Annotated in this window: 12 protein-coding genes; 4 read left to right on the top strand and 8 right to left on the bottom strand. The window is 59.5% G+C overall.

The window, feature by feature from the left end; translation table 11 throughout:
• Positions 1 to 10 precede the first annotated feature (10 nt).
• On the top strand, positions 11 to 3,469 hold the full coding sequence (gene mfd / locus ACR0MV_RS03240; RefSeq protein ID WP_480700958.1) for a transcription-repair coupling factor: 3,459 nt from the start codon (positions 11 to 13) through the stop codon (positions 3,467 to 3,469).
• On the opposite strand, the gene ACR0MV_RS03235 is transcribed toward mfd, so the two are convergent.
• The 5 genes from ACR0MV_RS03235 to ACR0MV_RS03215 form a co-directional block, all read right to left on the bottom strand.
• Positions 3,466 to 4,089: an SH3 domain-containing protein gene (locus ACR0MV_RS03235; RefSeq protein WP_480700957.1), complete on the bottom strand. Its 624-nt coding sequence runs from the start codon at positions 4,087 to 4,089 to the stop codon at positions 3,466 to 3,468. The genes mfd and ACR0MV_RS03235 overlap by 4 nt on opposite strands.
• Positions 4,086 to 5,750 (bottom strand): tetratricopeptide repeat protein, encoded by a 1,665-nt coding sequence (locus tag ACR0MV_RS03230; protein ID WP_480700956.1) that lies wholly within the window; start codon positions 5,748 to 5,750, stop codon positions 4,086 to 4,088. Before ACR0MV_RS03230 ends, ACR0MV_RS03235 begins: the two co-directional genes overlap by 4 nt.
• Positions 5,751 to 5,807: 57 nt before the next feature.
• Positions 5,808 to 7,016 carry a multidrug effflux MFS transporter gene (locus ACR0MV_RS03225; RefSeq protein WP_480700955.1) on the bottom strand — a complete coding sequence of 403 codons (1,209 nt, stop codon included), beginning with the start codon at positions 7,014 to 7,016 and terminating at the stop codon, positions 5,808 to 5,810.
• A gap of 75 nt (positions 7,017 to 7,091) precedes the next feature.
• A complete protein-coding gene (locus tag ACR0MV_RS03220) occupies positions 7,092 to 7,751 on the bottom strand; it encodes a DsbA family oxidoreductase (RefSeq protein ID WP_480700954.1) in 660 nt (219 codons plus the stop codon).
• Positions 7,748 to 9,265, bottom strand: coding sequence for a class I adenylate-forming enzyme family protein (locus ACR0MV_RS03215; RefSeq protein WP_480700953.1), 1,518 nt, complete (start codon positions 9,263 to 9,265; stop codon positions 7,748 to 7,750). The genes ACR0MV_RS03220 and ACR0MV_RS03215 overlap by 4 nt, the downstream gene beginning before the upstream one ends.
• A gap of 65 nt (positions 9,266 to 9,330) precedes the next feature.
• On the opposite strand from ACR0MV_RS03215, the gene ACR0MV_RS03210 reads away from it, so the two are divergent.
• Positions 9,331 to 9,954 carry a helix-turn-helix domain-containing protein gene (locus ACR0MV_RS03210; protein ID WP_170424471.1) on the top strand — a complete coding sequence of 208 codons (624 nt, stop codon included), beginning with the start codon at positions 9,331 to 9,333 and terminating at the stop codon, positions 9,952 to 9,954.
• On the opposite strand, the gene ACR0MV_RS03205 is transcribed toward ACR0MV_RS03210, so the two are convergent.
• Both ACR0MV_RS03205 and ACR0MV_RS03200 read right to left on the bottom strand, forming a co-directional pair.
• Positions 9,943 to 10,179, bottom strand: a complete 237-nt coding sequence (locus ACR0MV_RS03205; RefSeq protein ID WP_480700952.1) for a hypothetical protein — start codon at positions 10,177 to 10,179, stop codon at positions 9,943 to 9,945. The genes ACR0MV_RS03210 and ACR0MV_RS03205 overlap by 12 nt on opposite strands.
• Before the next feature lie 447 nt (positions 10,180 to 10,626).
• Positions 10,627 to 12,441: an extracellular solute-binding protein gene (locus ACR0MV_RS03200; protein ID WP_480700951.1), complete on the bottom strand. Its 1,815-nt coding sequence runs from the start codon at positions 12,439 to 12,441 to the stop codon at positions 10,627 to 10,629.
• 292 nt (positions 12,442 to 12,733) lie between these two features.
• Here ACR0MV_RS03200 and ACR0MV_RS03195 point away from each other — a divergent pair, with 292 nt between their 5' ends.
• Both ACR0MV_RS03195 and ACR0MV_RS03190 read left to right on the top strand, forming a co-directional pair.
• On the top strand, positions 12,734 to 13,507 hold the full coding sequence (locus tag ACR0MV_RS03195; protein WP_480700950.1) for a 3-hydroxybutyrate dehydrogenase: 774 nt from the start codon (positions 12,734 to 12,736) through the stop codon (positions 13,505 to 13,507).
• Positions 13,485 to 14,549 (top strand): patatin-like phospholipase family protein, encoded by a 1,065-nt coding sequence (locus tag ACR0MV_RS03190; protein ID WP_480700949.1) that lies wholly within the window; start codon positions 13,485 to 13,487, stop codon positions 14,547 to 14,549. The genes ACR0MV_RS03195 and ACR0MV_RS03190 overlap by 23 nt, the downstream gene beginning before the upstream one ends.
• On the opposite strand, the gene ACR0MV_RS03185 is transcribed toward ACR0MV_RS03190, so the two are convergent.
• Positions 14,550 to 15,227: a DUF502 domain-containing protein gene (locus ACR0MV_RS03185; protein ID WP_170463447.1), complete on the bottom strand. Its 678-nt coding sequence runs from the start codon at positions 15,225 to 15,227 to the stop codon at positions 14,550 to 14,552.
• Positions 15,228 to 15,264: the final 37 nt, after the last annotated feature.

Here is a 15,264-nt window from a genome sequence, read left to right as displayed (position 1 = left end):
AGGCAAGGCGATGACAGCTCCGAACCATGTGACGGTTGGCGGCGCTCCCGAAGGGTTTGATGCACAGCTTGTGTTGAACGAGATCGCCCGGTCCGGCGGTCCGGTCTGTCACGTCGCGCGCGACGACAAGCGGATGGAGGCGATGCGGGCGGCTCTGGCGTTTTTTGCGCCGGACATGCCTGTCTTTGTGTTCCCCGGCTGGGACTGTCTGCCCTATGACCGCGTGTCGCCCAATGCCGATATCGCGGCCGCGCGCGTGGCGACGCTGGCGGCGCTGGTGCACCAAATGCCTGACCGGTTTGTTATGCTCACAACGCTGAATGCCGCGACACAGCGCGTGCCCGCACGCGACGTCCTGCGCGAGGCTGCCTTCACAGCCCGTGTGAACCAGCGTGTCGATGAAACGGCGCTGCGGAACTTTCTGGTGCGTATGGGCTTCACCCAAAGCCCTACAGTGATGGAGCCAGGCGACTACGCCATTCGCGGCGGCATCATCGACATCTTCCCGCCGGGCGAATCCGGCCCAGTGCGGCTGGACCTGTTCGGCGATGTTCTGGACGGCGCACGCCGGTTCGATCCTGTTTCACAGCGCACTACCGAAAAGCTGGACGTCGTGGAACTGGCCCCGGTATCCGAGGTCATTCTGGACGACGCCGCCATCACCCGGTTCCGCCAGAACTATCGTATCGAGTTCGGCGCGGCCGGCACTGACGACCCGCTCTACGAAGCGGTCAGTGCGGGTCGCAAGCATCAGGGCATCGAACACTGGCTTCCGTTTTTCCACGAAAATCTAGAGACCCTGTTCGACTATCTGCCCGAGGCGACGATCACCGTCGATGATCAGGTCACGCCGGCGCGATTGGCGCGCTGGGATACGATCGCCGATCAATACGAAACGCGTCGGCTGGCGCTTGAAAATCGCTCGCGCATGGACACGGTCTACAAACCGACGCCACCCGGTTTGCTGTATCTGGACGATGCCGCCTGGGAAAAGGCGGTCGGCGACCGGCGCGTGATGCAGTTCAGCCCGTTGCCACAGGCCAGTGGCCCCGGCGTGATTGACGCGGGCGGGCGTATTGGACGCAACTTTGCACCGGAGCGGCAACAGGAAAGCATCAGCCTGTTCGGCGCACTGGCAAGCCATATCACCGACAAGATGGCCAAGGGGCCGGTGCTGATCGCATCATACTCAGAGGGCGCGCGCGAACGCCTGACCGGATTGATCGAGGATGAAGGTCTGGCCGAAGCTATCCGCGTAACCGACGGCACCCGGATCGGAAAACGTGGTCTCCATCTGGCCGTTTGGGCGCTTGAGCACGGCTTTGAAACGCCCGGTCTGACAGTCATTGCCGAGCAGGACGTGCTGGGCGACCGCCTGATCCGCCAGCCCAAAAAGCGCCGCAAGGCCGAGAACTTCCTGACCGAAACCCAATCGCTTAGTCCCGGTGATCTGGTGGTGCATGTCGACCACGGGATCGGGCGTTACATGGGGATGGAGGTTGTAACGGCCGCCGGAGCGGCGCATGAATGCCTGCTGCTGGAATATGCCGAACAGTCAAAGCTGTACCTGCCGGTCGAAAACATCGAGCTCTTGTCGAAATACGGCCATGACGAAGGGTTGCTTGACCGTCTGGGTGGTGGCGCGTGGCAGGCCAAGAAGGCCAAGCTGAAAGAGCGTATCCGCGAGATGGCGGATAAGCTGATCCGCATCGCCGCCGAACGCGCCTTGCGAAAGGCACCCGTCATGGACCCGCCACCGCATGCGTGGGACGAGTTCAGCGCGCGCTTTCCGTATCAGGAAACCGATGACCAGTTGCGTGCGATCTCTGAGGTGATGGAGGACATGCACTCTGGCGCGCCGATGGATCGCCTGATCTGCGGCGATGTCGGTTTTGGCAAGACCGAGGTTGCCATGCGCGCGGCTTTTGTCGCGGCCATGTCGGGCGTGCAGGTCGCCGTGATCGCGCCGACCACTCTGTTGGCGCGCCAACACGCGGCTTCGTTCAAAGAACGGTTCCGTGGATTCCCTCTTGAGGTTCGGCAGCTATCGCGTTTCGTGTCCGCAAAAGAAGCGCAACAAACCCGAGACGGGTTGGCGCGCGGCACGGTGGATATCGTGATCGGCACGCACGCGCTGCTGGCCAAGGGTATTCGGTTCAACAATCTCGGCCTGTTGATCATCGATGAGGAACAGCATTTCGGCGTCGGCCATAAAGAGCGTCTGAAACAGTTGCGCAGTGATATCCACGTGCTGACCCTGACTGCGACGCCGATCCCGCGGACGTTGCAATTGTCGCTGACCGGGGTGCGTGATCTGTCGATCATCGGCACTCCGCCCATCGACCGACTGGCGATCCGCACCTATGTCAGCGAATTCGATGCGGTTACCATCCGCGAGGCGCTGCTGCGCGAACACTATCGCGGCGGGCAGAGTTTCTATGTGGTGCCGCGTATCTCGGATCTGCCCGAGATCGAGGAATTCCTGAAAGAACAACTGCCAGAGCTGACCTATGTCGTGGCCCACGGGCAGATGGCAGCGGGCGAGCTCGACGACCGGATGAATGCTTTCTACGACGGCAAGTACGATGTGCTGCTGGCCACGACGATTGTCGAAAGCGGGCTGGATATCCCGACCGCGAACACGATGGTCGTGCACCGGGCCGATATGTTCGGCCTTGCGCAGCTCTATCAAATCCGGGGCCGCGTCGGGCGGTCTAAGACCCGCGCCTATGCCTATCTGACCACAAAACCGCGCCAGAAATTGACCGCCACGGCCGAGAAACGCCTGCGGGTTCTGGGCTCGCTGGATACGCTGGGCGCTGGTTTCACGCTGGCCTCGCAGGATCTGGATATTCGCGGCGCGGGCAACCTGCTGGGCGAAGAGCAGTCGGGCCAGATGCGCGACGTGGGCTATGAACTCTACCAGTCGATGCTGGAAGAGGCGATTGCCAAGATCAAAGCCGGTGAGATGGAAGGGCTGTCGGATGCCGATGACCAATGGGCACCGCAGATCAATCTGGGCGTACCGGTCCTGATCCCCGAGGACTACGTGCCCGATCTGGACGTGCGTCTGGGCCTTTACCGCCGTTTGTCCTCGCTCTCGACAAAGGTCGAGCTGGAGGGTTTTGCTGCAGAGTTGATCGACCGTTTCGGCACGCTGCCGAAAGAGGTCAACACTCTGATGCTGGTCGTGCGTATCAAGGCGATGTGCAAGCGCGCGGGCATTGCCAAGCTGGATGGGGGACCGAAGGGCGCAACGATCCAGTTCCACAATGACAAATTCGCCTCGCCACAAGGATTGGTCGAGTTCATCCAGAATCAGCGCGGGCTGGCCAAGGTCAAGGACAACAAGATTGTGGTCCGACGCGACTGGAAAAAGGACGCCGACAAGATCAAAGGCGCCTTCGCCATCGCCCGCGATCTGGCCGAGAAAGTCATGGCCGAGAAGAAGAAAAAGGCGAAAGCCTAGTCTCCGCTTACAAAGGTGCATAGCTGCCATTCGCCCGCATCCGATTTCACGAATGCGGCGCGGTGGCCCGTCATTGGCCACAGGAAATCCCTGTGCATGAATCCGCGCGTCCCGTCAGTCAGCATCACCGGTTGATAGTCGGCGGCATCCTGATAGGCGGTTATGATGACGATCTCATGGCTGATCAGGCCCAGCGCCGGGGCATCGGACTGGGCAGCCTGTCTGAGGGTTACGTCGTCGCCGCTAACGAAATAGGTCATAGCCGGGTCCAGCGTGGCGGGCAGGGTGATCTGCCACTGATGGGGCATCCAGAACTCACCCTCATCATCGAAATAACCCGGCTGGGACAAGGTTGTTTCCAAGCTGCGCCAATAGGCGTCGCCTGTGGCGAGGTATTCGCGCAGCTCTTCCGGGCCGCCGTCGCCGCCGTGGCTCAGATAGATGTCGGGGCAGGCTGAGGCGATCACGGTGTCGGTATCCCGCGCGGTTACATCCGCCAGCAGTTTGTCGCGAAAGGCAACAAGGGATGGATCGCGGTCGGCCTCATCGACGGGCGGAAACGTTTGCCGGTCGGCCAGAGCAGGACCGCATAGCATCAGGCAAAGCAAGACGCGGATCATTCTGCTGCCTTCATCGCAGCTTGCGCGCAGAAGCATGAGGCCCCAACGGCCCGATCTGCGCGGGCCAGTGCCAGGTCCAGGCGCTGTTTGATCTGGCGGATTTCAACGGTTTCCCCACGCGCCTTCAGGCAATCGTGCAGGCCCTTGAGGCTCCAGACGTTGTCTGGGTGGATCGAGGCGCGGCTGAGGGTGCCGCCCAGCCCCAGATCCTCGCGGTACACCTCTTCGGCCTCAGCCACGTGTCCCTGTTCGAACAGCAACGCCCCAAGCGCATGGCGGGTCGGTTGCATCCAACCCCAGGGTTCATCATAGGGCAGCGTGTCGTCCAACTCGACAGAGCGGCGCAGATGATCATAGGCGGTGTCATAGTTGCCTTTTCGGTATTCGATTTCGCCTCGCAGCATTTCGCGGGCGATCTCCAAAAGGTCGACGACCCGGTTGTTGTGCAGCAACCGAGTTTCCGGCACCCGATCCTTTGCGGCCAGAAAAAGCTGCTCTTCGGCCTCGGCCTCTGTCACCTGACCCGTTGCGGCAAATGCGATGGCACGCGCATAATGGGTGGTTGCCGTGACCGTGCGATAGAGATCCTGATCGTCGGGCAAGGGAAGCGCTTTCGCCTCTTCCCACCGGCCAAACCGGATCAGGATATGAGGCCCCATCGACATATAGCTTTCGAAGAAATCAGCCATCGGCGGACTTTCGGTGCGCAGCATCGCCTCGGGCGTGGTGTCCCAGATGCCTTGGTTGGCGCGCAATGCCGGTTCCATCTGACCTAGAAACAGCGCGCCGTAGATGGCGAAGTGATAATCGTGCTGGCGATAGCCGGTGTAAATGTTGAACGCACCTTCACGCTCATAGTATTTCAGGTCGGCCTCGGTGGCCTTTTCGTTCCAGTGAACGACGTTCTGATAATGCCCGCACAGCACATCGATATGGGTGGGCATGTGCACGAGATGCCCTGCATCAGGGACCAGAGTGCGCAGGACATCCCCAGCCTTCAGTGCTTTTTCCGGGGTCGGCGACATCTCCATCAGGTGCACGTAAAGATGCAGCAAACCGGGGTGGGACATGGCGGCCGGATCGTCTGCCATCGCACCCTCCAGCGCCTTTTGCGCCTCCAGTGTGGCGGCCCCTTCGGCGGGCTGCCCCGTCTTCAGATCCCACATCTGCCAGGGGGTCAGGTTCAGCAGCGCCTCGACATAAATCGTGCGCAGGTCGAGGTGTCCGGGTTGATCCGCAAACGCTGCGCGCATGGCGTCGGCGAAATCGTGGTCCCAGCTGTGCATGTCTTCGACAGGGTCGCGCTGAGGGTATCGCGCGGGCAGCGCGCCGATCAACGCGCGTTCAACTGGAGTGCACTTGTCAGCCGAGGCAACAGCCATTTGCGCTGCGTCAAAGGCCAGCGCCAGCGCCTTTCGTTGCCCTCGGTCGTCCAGCAGGTTCCAGGGCAGGTTGTAATTTGGCCCGGCCGCATAGGCCACGCCCCAATGCGCCATCGCACAATCAGGATCGAATTCCAATGCGCGCTGAAAACAGACCACGGCCTCCTCATGGTTGTAGCCATACGTCCAGTTCAAACCCCGGTCGAACCAAAGCTGAGCCTCGGCCGAGGACGTGGTGATCGGACAGGAATAAGCACCCAGATCGTAATAATCGCTCATTGAAAATTCCCCCTTTTATAGAGGGGAGGTTAACGCGATTCATCCGGTCTGCACAGATCAGGCAGGCAGCCTGTCTTCGATCCGGCCCATATGCAGCATCAGGCCAAAGCCCAGGGCGCTCATTGTCAGGATGCCGATGGCCAGTGGGAGGACTGAGCCGTCAAACAGCTGACCAATGGGTGCCGCGATTGCGGCGGCGAACACGGTCGAGATTGCCCCGATCACTGAGGCCGCCATACCGGCGATATGGCCCATCGGCTCCATCGCGATGGCATTCAGGTTGCCCATGGTCATGCCTGCCATGAAGAACACCGCCGTCTGCCAACTGACGAATACGGCAAAGGACAGGGTGGGCGAAAGATCCGTCGCGTTCAACAGGATGACTCCGGTTGTAAAGATCACCTGCGCCCCAAGGGCCCAAGTCACGATCCGACGCATGCCCAGTCTGACGACAAACGCCGCGTTCAAAAGGCTGGCTGAGCCCGACATCAGGGCTACGAAGCCAAACCAGAACGGGAAGCTGTCGGCGCTGTCATGAATGACGTCATAGACTGGTTGCACCATCGTCAGCATGGTGAACAGCATACCCAGGCACAAGGTCTGCACCATGATCGACAAACGGACGGTCGGGTGCGCAAACATCTGGCGCGCGGCATCCATCATCAGGGGCAGGCGCAGCGGGCGACGGTTCTCGACCGCCAATGGCTCGGGCAGGCGGAGGCCCATCCAGACGACCGTGATCAGCGAGAACAGGATGAACGAGGCAAAGATACCCCGCCAGCCGGTCAGTGCAATTACGCCAGCGCCCATCATCGGTGCAATGGCTGGAACGAGCGTGAAGATCATCATCGCAATCGACACGATCCGCGCCATCTCACGGCCCGAATAGAGGTCCCGGATAATCGCCATAGCCACCACCCGAGGGGCCGCGCAGCCGATCCCCTGACAGATGCGGGCGATCAGCAACACCTCGAGCGAGGAGCTGGCCCATGCCGCAGCTGCCGAGATTATATACAAGGCCGAACCCACGTAGATAACCGGTTTGCGCCCGAAGGCGTCAGACAATGGACCGGTGAAAAACGTGCCGATGCCCATGCCCAGAACAAACGACGTAAGGATCAATTGCGCCTTGTTGATGTCATCCGGGCTGAGCTGCGCACCGATGTTCGGTAGGGCTGGCAGCATGGCGTCGATCGAAAATGCGATCGTTGCAAACATCATTGCGATTAGTGCGATGAACTCGCCGCGAGACATGCGATTGGCCATAGCGCCCTCCTGACCTGATCGCGCTATCACGGCAGATCAGGTGGCGCTAGGTGTCAAATTGCACAGGGGTCTGTGCTAATTTGCAGGAGAAGCCTCAAGTTGAGACATGATCTCGGCAATCACTTTTTCCCACATTTCAGGGGGTTGTGCGCCAGGAACCGCGTGTTGATTGGCCACAATGAAAGTTGGGACCGAGTTGACGCCCATCTGCCGGGAATGGCTGTCGCGGTTGCTGATATCCTCGCGGTCGGCGTCGGATTTTAGCAGTTTCAGAACAACGGCTGCGTCCATTCCGGCGTTGTCGGCGATATCGGCCAGAACCTCGTGATCGCCAATGTCGCGGGCCTGCACGAAATAGGCATCGAACAGAGCGTCCACGACAGCGTTCTGCTTACCCTCGATCCCGGCCCAATGGATCAGGCGGTGTGCGTCCAGCGTGTTTGGCGTGCGCTTCATACCTTCAAAGTCGATCTTCAGACCCGCGTTCTCGGCATGTTCGACAACCGGCGCATAGGCCCGCACGGCGCCTTCCTTGCCGCCGAACTTTCGCTCAAGGTACTCGCGGCGATCCATGCCGGCGTCGGGCATATCCGGGTTCAGCTGGAACGGGTGCCATTCGATGACGAACGGATGGTCGGGAATGGCAGCCAACGCCTTGTCCAGATGGGTTTTGCCGATATAGCACCAGGGGCAGATCGGGTCGGACATGATATCAAGCTTGACGGTCTGGGTCATTCGTTGGTCGCCTTGAAATAGGCCGGCAGCGCCCGGCGCAGAAGTTTTCCGTTCCCGCCAGCGGGCAGTTCGGGCAGATGGATAAAGGCACGCGGTTGCTTATAACGCGCCAAATTTGCTTCGACATAAGTGCGCAAAGCGTCATCGTCCAGTTTTTCCGGCCCGGTATAGAAGGCAGCTATCACAAATGTGTCCGGTTTGACCTCAACCGCCGCTGCCCCAACCTGAGCGATGCCGGGATAGCGGGACAGGGCGGCCTCGACCTCGACCGGCGACACCCGGTAGCCGCCCGCGTTCATCATGTCGTCGTCGCGGCCCAGATAGGTGATCTGCCCATCTATGGCCATCGCACCTTGGTCGCCGGTCAAAAACCAGTCGCCCTGCATCCGCGCGTCGGCCTCGTCCGGGGCGTTGAGGTAGGTGAGCATCAGGCCGGGGTCCGACCGATGAACCGCAATCGTGCCTTCCTGTCCTTGTGGAACGGGGCCGTCTGGTCCCAGAATTGCCACCCGACGACCGGGCTGCGGCTGCCCCAAGGCATCGCCCCGCGCCGGATGGGCCGGGCTAGAGGAAATGAACGTCGAGCATTCGGACATTCCATACGCCTCGTAGAGCTCGGTTCCGGTCGCATCTACCCACCGTTCATGCAGGTGGCGCGGCAGTTTTTCCCCTGCGCACAACCCGTGGCGCAGGTCTGGAAGGTTGAGGTCATTCGAAGAGCTCAACGCTTTTCGGAACACACCGGGTGCCGCGGCGAATATGGTTGCCTGATGCTTGCGCAACAGTGCTGGCAGGTCGTTCAAGTCTGTACCGGGTTCAGGGATCAAGGCGGTCGCGCCGATGGTCCAGGGGTCCATCAAGCCAGTTCCCAACGTATAAGTCCAATTGAACGCACCCGCATGGCACAACCGATCCGTTTCGCGCAAACCGTACCAGCCATCCACCATCATCTGACGCGCCCAGATGGCGCGGTGCGCGTGGGCCACGGCCCTTGGTTTGCCGGATGTGCCTGATGTGTAGACCACGTAGCCCATTCGGTCCGGGTCAGCCATCTGAAACGCAGCAGGGGGCAGATTGCGCATTGCGGCCAGATCGCCCAGCTTGATCTGAACAGGGTGCTCGGCGCAGGCGACCGCCGGGTCGCGCAGAACCGCGGCCGGCTTCAGATCGTCGATCATGCGCGCTGTTTCAGGTTCGGTCAGTTGCGAAGAGGTTGGAACGGGTACAATCCCAACAGCAATCGCGCCCAGATATGCAATCGGGAAATCCACCGTGTTCCCCAAACGCATCAACGCGATATCACCCGGTGCCAAACCGGCCTGCAACAACCCTGTCCCAGTGCCAAGAATAGCCTGTTTCAGGTTGTGATACGTCCAATTTTGCGCACCGTCAGGGCCCAACACGGACAAGGCCGTTTTGTCAGAGAACCTGTCTGCATGGCGCAGCACATGGGCGGCCAGGTTGAATGGAGACGGGCAGGGCGGCGGTGGCCCCTGATCGAATATTGAAAGCATGACAACTGGCTAGCGCGACCACTGGTACGTTGCAAGCGGGACGGGCTATGCCTATAGAATGACGCATGAGCACCCAAGACCAGACATCTTTGATCCGCATCGCGCGCGACACGGGCGAACAAACGGAAGTTGAGCCGCTGGACCTCGGCGCGCGTGTACGCGAGTTGCGCAAAGCGCGGAAATGGACGCTGGAGCAGGCGGCAAGCCAGGCCGGTCTGGCACGTTCAACGCTCAGCAAGATCGAGAACGGGCAGATGTCGCCCACGTACGACGCTCTGAAAAAGCTGGCGACCGGTCTGGAAATCTCGGTCCCGCAGTTGTTCACTCCGCCGCAGCGCGAACAGGTGATTGGACGGATGGCCGTGACACGGATGGGCGAAGGGTCTGCGCATCCCACCACGACTTATGAACATGAGCTGTTGGCCGATACGCTGACCAAAAAGCAGATGCTGCCCTATCGTGCGCGCGTCCGTGCGCGGTCGATGGACGAATTCGACGGCTGGGTCCGCCATGATGGCGAGGAATTCCTGTATGTGCTGACGGGTGTAGTGCGTCTTTATACCGAGTTCTATGAACCCGTCGAAATGCGCCGTGGCGACAGCGCCTATTACGACGGCAGCATGGGGCACAACGTCATCTCGGTCAGCGATGAAGACGCAATGATCCTGTGGGTGACATCACTTACTTAACGAGCGGCTGAATTCGCGGTTCAAACCTTCTGTGAACAGAAAGTCCTCAAGCTCTTCGTGGGCTTCGTTCACGGTCAGTTGGTGACATTCGGCCAGATATGCCTCGAAACGTTTACGGTCGTTGCTGAAACGTACCATGTCCTGGTCGTTCAGGTTCGGAAAACGTCGCTTGGCGCGTGCATACATTGCATCCCAGTCTTGCGTCAGATCGGTCCATTTCAACATCAGCGATCTTTCCGGTTAATCGGTTACACAACTGCTCGGCCTGGGGTTCAGGGTACGAATGCATACGGGGTGATCGGGCATGACAAAATGTCGCACCTTCTGAGGATGGATGTAGGAGGTGAAAATGCCCGTTGCAGCCAACCCGCAACGGGCAGACGGACCTAGTTTTTGAGTGAGTGGAGGCCGGTCCGTAAATTCAATGTGCTACGGATCGGGCGAAGAGTTATGTCTCGAATTCTAAAGATATAATCAATTCGCAACAATCGCGTAACTATTGGGCGAGGCTATACCGGCGGAACCGGTTCCGTAAAGCTTTTTGTGTGAGTTTTTTTGCTAAGTACCCACTTTAGGGTACGTAACAACATCTTGCGAGAGGGGTGGGTGGGGCTCACCAAATGTGGCGAGCCTGCGCCTTGTGCTGATTTCCGCCGATCTTCGCGGGGCGGGTCAATCCTCGTACCACCAGACCTGTGGCATGTATTCAGGGCCATCGCCATAGATCGGCAGAGTCTCGGGCTGCTTGAGTTCTTTGGCATGGGCGATCCGGCCGACATCAAAGTTCCAGATCGGAATGACATAGCGCCCGGCGGTCAGTACGCGATCAAGCGCCCGCGTGGCCGAGACGAAATCTTCGTGGCTTTCCGAGGCCAGCATGGCGTCAATCAAACCGTCCACAGCGGGCGAGGCGACCCCCATCAGGTTCCGGGTTCCCGGCGTGTCCGCATTCTCGCTGCCCCAATAGAGGCGTTGCTCATTGCCGGGTGACAGTGACAGCGCGCGGCGGAAGAAGGTCATGTCGAAGTCCAGCTCGGACGTGCGCGCGGTAAACTGGGCGCTGTCGACCTGTTCGGTGGTCACTTGAATGCCCAGACGCTCCAGTGCACGCGAATAAATCTCGATGGCCGTTTCGCTTTCTGTATCACCCTGCTGCAGCAGGACGGTCAGGGTGAAGGCGTCACCGTTGGCGTTACGCAGCACGCCGTCCTGAATGGTCCAGCCTGCTTCGGCCAGAAGGTTGGTTGCAGCGCGGATGTTCTTTCGGTTACGCGCCGATCCATCGCTTTCGGGCAGGGTGTAGCCCTCCACCGCGCCCGGTGGCAGGTCGTCCTGGAAGGTCAACAACAGCTCTTCTACACGTCCGGTGGCCGGGCCGGGTTGCATGGCCAGATCAGAGCCCGAGAAGTAAGAGGTGATCCGCGGCTGCGCACCGCCCGTGATCGTGTCGTTGATGAATTCGAAGTTGAACGCCAGCGACAGCGCCTCGCGCACGCGCCAGTCGTCAAACGGAGCCTTGCGGGTGTTCATCACAAAGCCGGTCATCCCTGAGGGCTTGCCATGGGGGATCTCGGTCTTGACGACGTCACCCCGCTGCACGGCGGGAAAGTTGTACTGCGTGGCCCATTTGTCGGCGTTGAACTCACGCACGGCTGTCAGTTCTCCGGCTTTGAACGCCTCGAACAGAACAGTGCCGTCGCCATAGAATTCGATCCGCATCTCATCCAGGTTCATGGTGCCTTTGCGGAATGGGATTTCAGCGCCCCAATAATCGGGGTTCCGTTTCAGGGTGACGTACCGCCCGGCCTCATAACCGTCGACGACATACGGTCCGGTTCCGACCGGAATGTCATGCAGCCCGGCATCGGCAAAGTCTTTGCCTTCCCACTGGGCCTTTTGCAGGATCGGACGCAGACCGGCGATCAGGGCAAGTTCACGATCGGGTTCATTGAAGGTAATCCGAACCGAACGCGGACCGGTCTGTTCGATGCTGTCGATCTTGCCCCACAACCCGCGATACCGCAGGTGTCCTTCGGTGCCCAATGTCTCATATGACCAGATCACATCATCCACGGTGACCGGCGTGCCATCGGAAAACTCGGCGTTTTCGCGCAGGGTAAATTCGACCCAAGAGCGATCGGGAGCCGTCTCAACTGATTCGGCTAACAACCCGTAAAGTGTGAAAGGTTCGTCCCAGGAGCGGCCCATAAGGCTCTCGTGGGTCCAGAACCGTAACTGCCAGGGCGAGCTGCCTTTTTGCACGAAGGGGTTCAAACTGTTATAGCCGCCGGTGTTTCCAAACACGACTTTCCCGCCTTTTGGCGCATCCGGATTTGCGTAGGGCAGGGACACAAAATCCGGTGGTAGGGCGGGGTCACCGTACATAGCTATGCCATGGGCCGAATCTGCATGCGCGATCGAAGCGCTCAAAAGGGCGGTGATTCCCGCGACAAGGGGGCGAACGGGGCGGAGGAAATTGGGGCTCATTTTGGAAACAATCCTGCTCTGGCCTTATTTTGTTGGGATTCACCGTAGCGATGATTTTTCTTGTTATCAAACTTTTAGCTTGGACGAAGGCGCGGAATTGCTTATAAAGGATGCACTGCTCGATAGGTTTCTTGCCTGTATGAAACCTGCCTCAATAACTTAACGCCCGCTTCGCGCGGGCGTTTTTTTCGCGCTTTTTCCGATCAGTTGCGCGGGCAGAATGTTTCCCCGTTTTCTTTGCAGGTGCAGCATGGCACTGTGTGTCCAAAGTGTACCTTCAGGGAGTTCGGCCATGAGCCTTTCGGGAAAAACAGCCATCATCACCGGATCGAATTCAGGAATCGGATTGGGCGTCGCGCGCGAGCTGGCCAAGGCCGGGGCCAATGTGGTTCTGAATTCCTTCACCGACCGTGACGAAGACCATGCGCTGGCCGCCGAAATCTCGCAAGAGACGGGCACCAATGCGCGCTACATCAAGGCGGACATGTCCAAGGGTGACGAATGTCGCGCCCTGATCGAGCAGGCGGGGGCTTGTGACATTCTGGTGAACAACGCAGGCATTCAGCATGTTGCGCCCGTTGATCAATTCCCGGTCGACAAATGGGACGCGATTATTGCGATCAACATGAACTCGGCCTTTCACACGATGGCAGCGGCTTTGCCGATGATGCGCGAAGCCGGTTGGGGGCGGATCGTCAACATTGCCTCGGCCCATGGATTGACGGCGTCGCCCTTTAAATCGGCTTACATCGCCGCCAAGCATGGTGTGGTTGGAATGACCAAATCGGTCGCGCTGGAAACGGCGCAAGAGCCGATCACGTGCAATGCGATCTGCCCAGGCTACGTGCTGACGCCACTGGTCGAGGCGCAAATTCCGAACACCATGAAGGAATACAACATGAGCCGTGAGGACGTGATCAAGAACGTCATGCTTGAACGGCAGCCGTCCAAAGAATTCGCGACGGTCGAACAGATGGGTGGCACCACAGTCTTCCTGTGCTCGGACGCTGCGGCGCAGATCACCGGGACCACGATATCGGTTGATGGCGGTTGGACTGCACTCTGAAAAAGGAGGCGGTGTTGTGAAACGGATCAATCTGGCATTGCAGGGCGGCGGCGCGCATGGTGCGTTTACCTGGGGTGTCCTGGACCGGCTTTTGGACGAGGACGATATCGAGGTTGCGGCTATCACCGGAACCTCGGCCGGGGCGTTGAACGGGGCCGCGTTCAAATCCGGTATGGTTCACAATGGGCGCGAAGGCGCGCGGGCCAGCCTGAACGGGTTGTGGGCGCAGATGGGTGCGGTGGGCGATATGCGCCTTGCCAACTGGATGCAGGCAGTCGAACCCGCACAGATCTCTCAGGCGATGGAGTATTCCCTACCGTTCTCGGTTGGCGATACCGTGTCGCGACTGGTCTCGCCTTACGCCTACGGCCCGTTCTATCGCAACCCGTTGCAGCAGGTGGTCGACACGTTCAACTTTGATGAGGTTTGTGCAGATCAGGAGCCACAGCTCTTTGTCTGTGCAACCTGTGTCCGCAGCGGCAAGATCCGCGTCTTTACCGGGGACGAAGTTTCAACCGACGCGATCCTGGCCTCTGCCTGCCTGCCGACCCTGTTCAAGGCGGTTGAGATCTTTGATCCCAAATCAGGCCGGACCGAGGCTTATTGGGATGGCGGATACACCGGGAATCCGGCGCTTTATCCGCTGTTTAACGATGGTTTGCCCGACGATGTGGTGATCGTGAACATCAACCCGCTTGAACGCGACGAAGTGCCAAAAACACCGCAGCAGATTCAGAACCGGATCAATGAGATCAGCTTTAACTCTTCGCTGCTGCGTGAGTTGCGGGCGATTAATTTTGTGCAGCGTCTGTTGGCGGACGGCAAGCTGAAAGCGGGCGAGATGAGCCGGGTTCTTGTTCATATGATCGCGGATGACGAGCTGATGAACGACCTGTCCGTCGCGACCAAAACGGTTCCGAACCCTGTGATCCTGCACAAGCTGAAAGACGCGGGCCGCGTTGCTGCGGATCGGTTTCTGGCTGATCACAAGGATGATCTGGGTGAGCGCAGCTCGGTCGACCTGCCAGAGATGTTCAGCTGATCACTCGGGCGGTTGCGTTGGGTCTTTTTCGTTGGGATAGACAAGGCCCGCAGAAATCACGAGCTTAGCCGCGTCCTCGATGGACATATCCAGCAGGATCACGTCTTCGGCTGGGAAAAACAGCAAAAAGCCAGACGTCGGGTTGGGCGTTGTCGGAACGAAAACGCTCAGAAGATCGCCGCCGGTCTCGGCGCGGTCGGCCACTTCGCCCTTGGCGGTGGTCGAGACAAAGCCAATCGCCCAGATGCCACGGCGCGGGTACTGGATCAGACAGGCCTTTTCGAACGACCGCTCGGTCTGGGCGAACACCGTCTCGGAAATCTGCTTGATGCCGGAATAGATCGAGCGGACGACCGGCATCCGGTTCACAAGACTTTCGGCAAAATGGATCAGTGAGCGCCCGAGGATGCCCTTGGCGATCCAGCCGACAACGACAGTGAAGGCCAGGAAAATGACAACCCCGACGCCCCGCAGGTTGATGCCTACATATTCTTGCGGCTGGAACCTTTGCGGAATCAGCGGCAACACCGCACTGTCGATCCAGCCGACAACCGACCAGATCAGCCAAATCGTAAGCCATACAGGCGCAATGACGACGATGCCGGTCAGGAACGACGCGCGCAGGCGAGCCAACAGGCCCGGTCGGCGATGCGGTTCTTCGTCAAATGGTGTGTTCATTGCAGTCCTGAGCGGCTTTGTGCCGAATTAGTTAAGC

The sequence above is a fragment of the Ruegeria sp. BC3 genome, from assembly GCF_056539265.1.
The sequence above is the reverse complement of the archived record's forward strand: the minus strand, read 5'-3'. Positions and strand labels throughout refer to the sequence as shown.

What these genes read in the sequence shown, in the direction of transcription:
- mfd (WP_480700958.1), top strand. Translation starts at nt 11, where the DNA reads ATGACAGCTCCGAACCATGTGACGGTTGGCGGCGCTCCCGAAGGGTTT.
- ACR0MV_RS03235 (WP_480700957.1), bottom strand. Translation starts at nt 4,089, where the DNA reads ATGATCCGCGTCTTGCTTTGCCTGATGCTATGCGGTCCTGCTCTGGCC.
- ACR0MV_RS03230 (WP_480700956.1), bottom strand. Translation starts at nt 5,750, where the DNA reads ATGAGCGATTATTACGATCTGGGTGCTTATTCCTGTCCGATCACCACG.
- ACR0MV_RS03225 (WP_480700955.1), bottom strand. Translation starts at nt 7,016, where the DNA reads ATGGCCAATCGCATGTCTCGCGGCGAGTTCATCGCACTAATCGCAATG.
- ACR0MV_RS03220 (WP_480700954.1), bottom strand. Translation starts at nt 7,751, where the DNA reads ATGACCCAGACCGTCAAGCTTGATATCATGTCCGACCCGATCTGCCCC.
- ACR0MV_RS03215 (WP_480700953.1), bottom strand. Translation starts at nt 9,265, where the DNA reads ATGCTTTCAATATTCGATCAGGGGCCACCGCCGCCCTGCCCGTCTCCA.
- ACR0MV_RS03210 (WP_170424471.1), top strand. Translation starts at nt 9,331, where the DNA reads ATGAGCACCCAAGACCAGACATCTTTGATCCGCATCGCGCGCGACACG.
- ACR0MV_RS03205 (WP_480700952.1), bottom strand. Translation starts at nt 10,179, where the DNA reads ATGTTGAAATGGACCGATCTGACGCAAGACTGGGATGCAATGTATGCA.
- ACR0MV_RS03200 (WP_480700951.1), bottom strand. Translation starts at nt 12,441, where the DNA reads ATGAGCCCCAATTTCCTCCGCCCCGTTCGCCCCCTTGTCGCGGGAATC.
- ACR0MV_RS03195 (WP_480700950.1), top strand. Translation starts at nt 12,734, where the DNA reads ATGAGCCTTTCGGGAAAAACAGCCATCATCACCGGATCGAATTCAGGA.
- ACR0MV_RS03190 (WP_480700949.1), top strand. Translation starts at nt 13,485, where the DNA reads ATGGCGGTTGGACTGCACTCTGAAAAAGGAGGCGGTGTTGTGAAACGG.
- ACR0MV_RS03185 (WP_170463447.1), bottom strand. Translation starts at nt 15,227, where the DNA reads ATGAACACACCATTTGACGAAGAACCGCATCGCCGACCGGGCCTGTTG.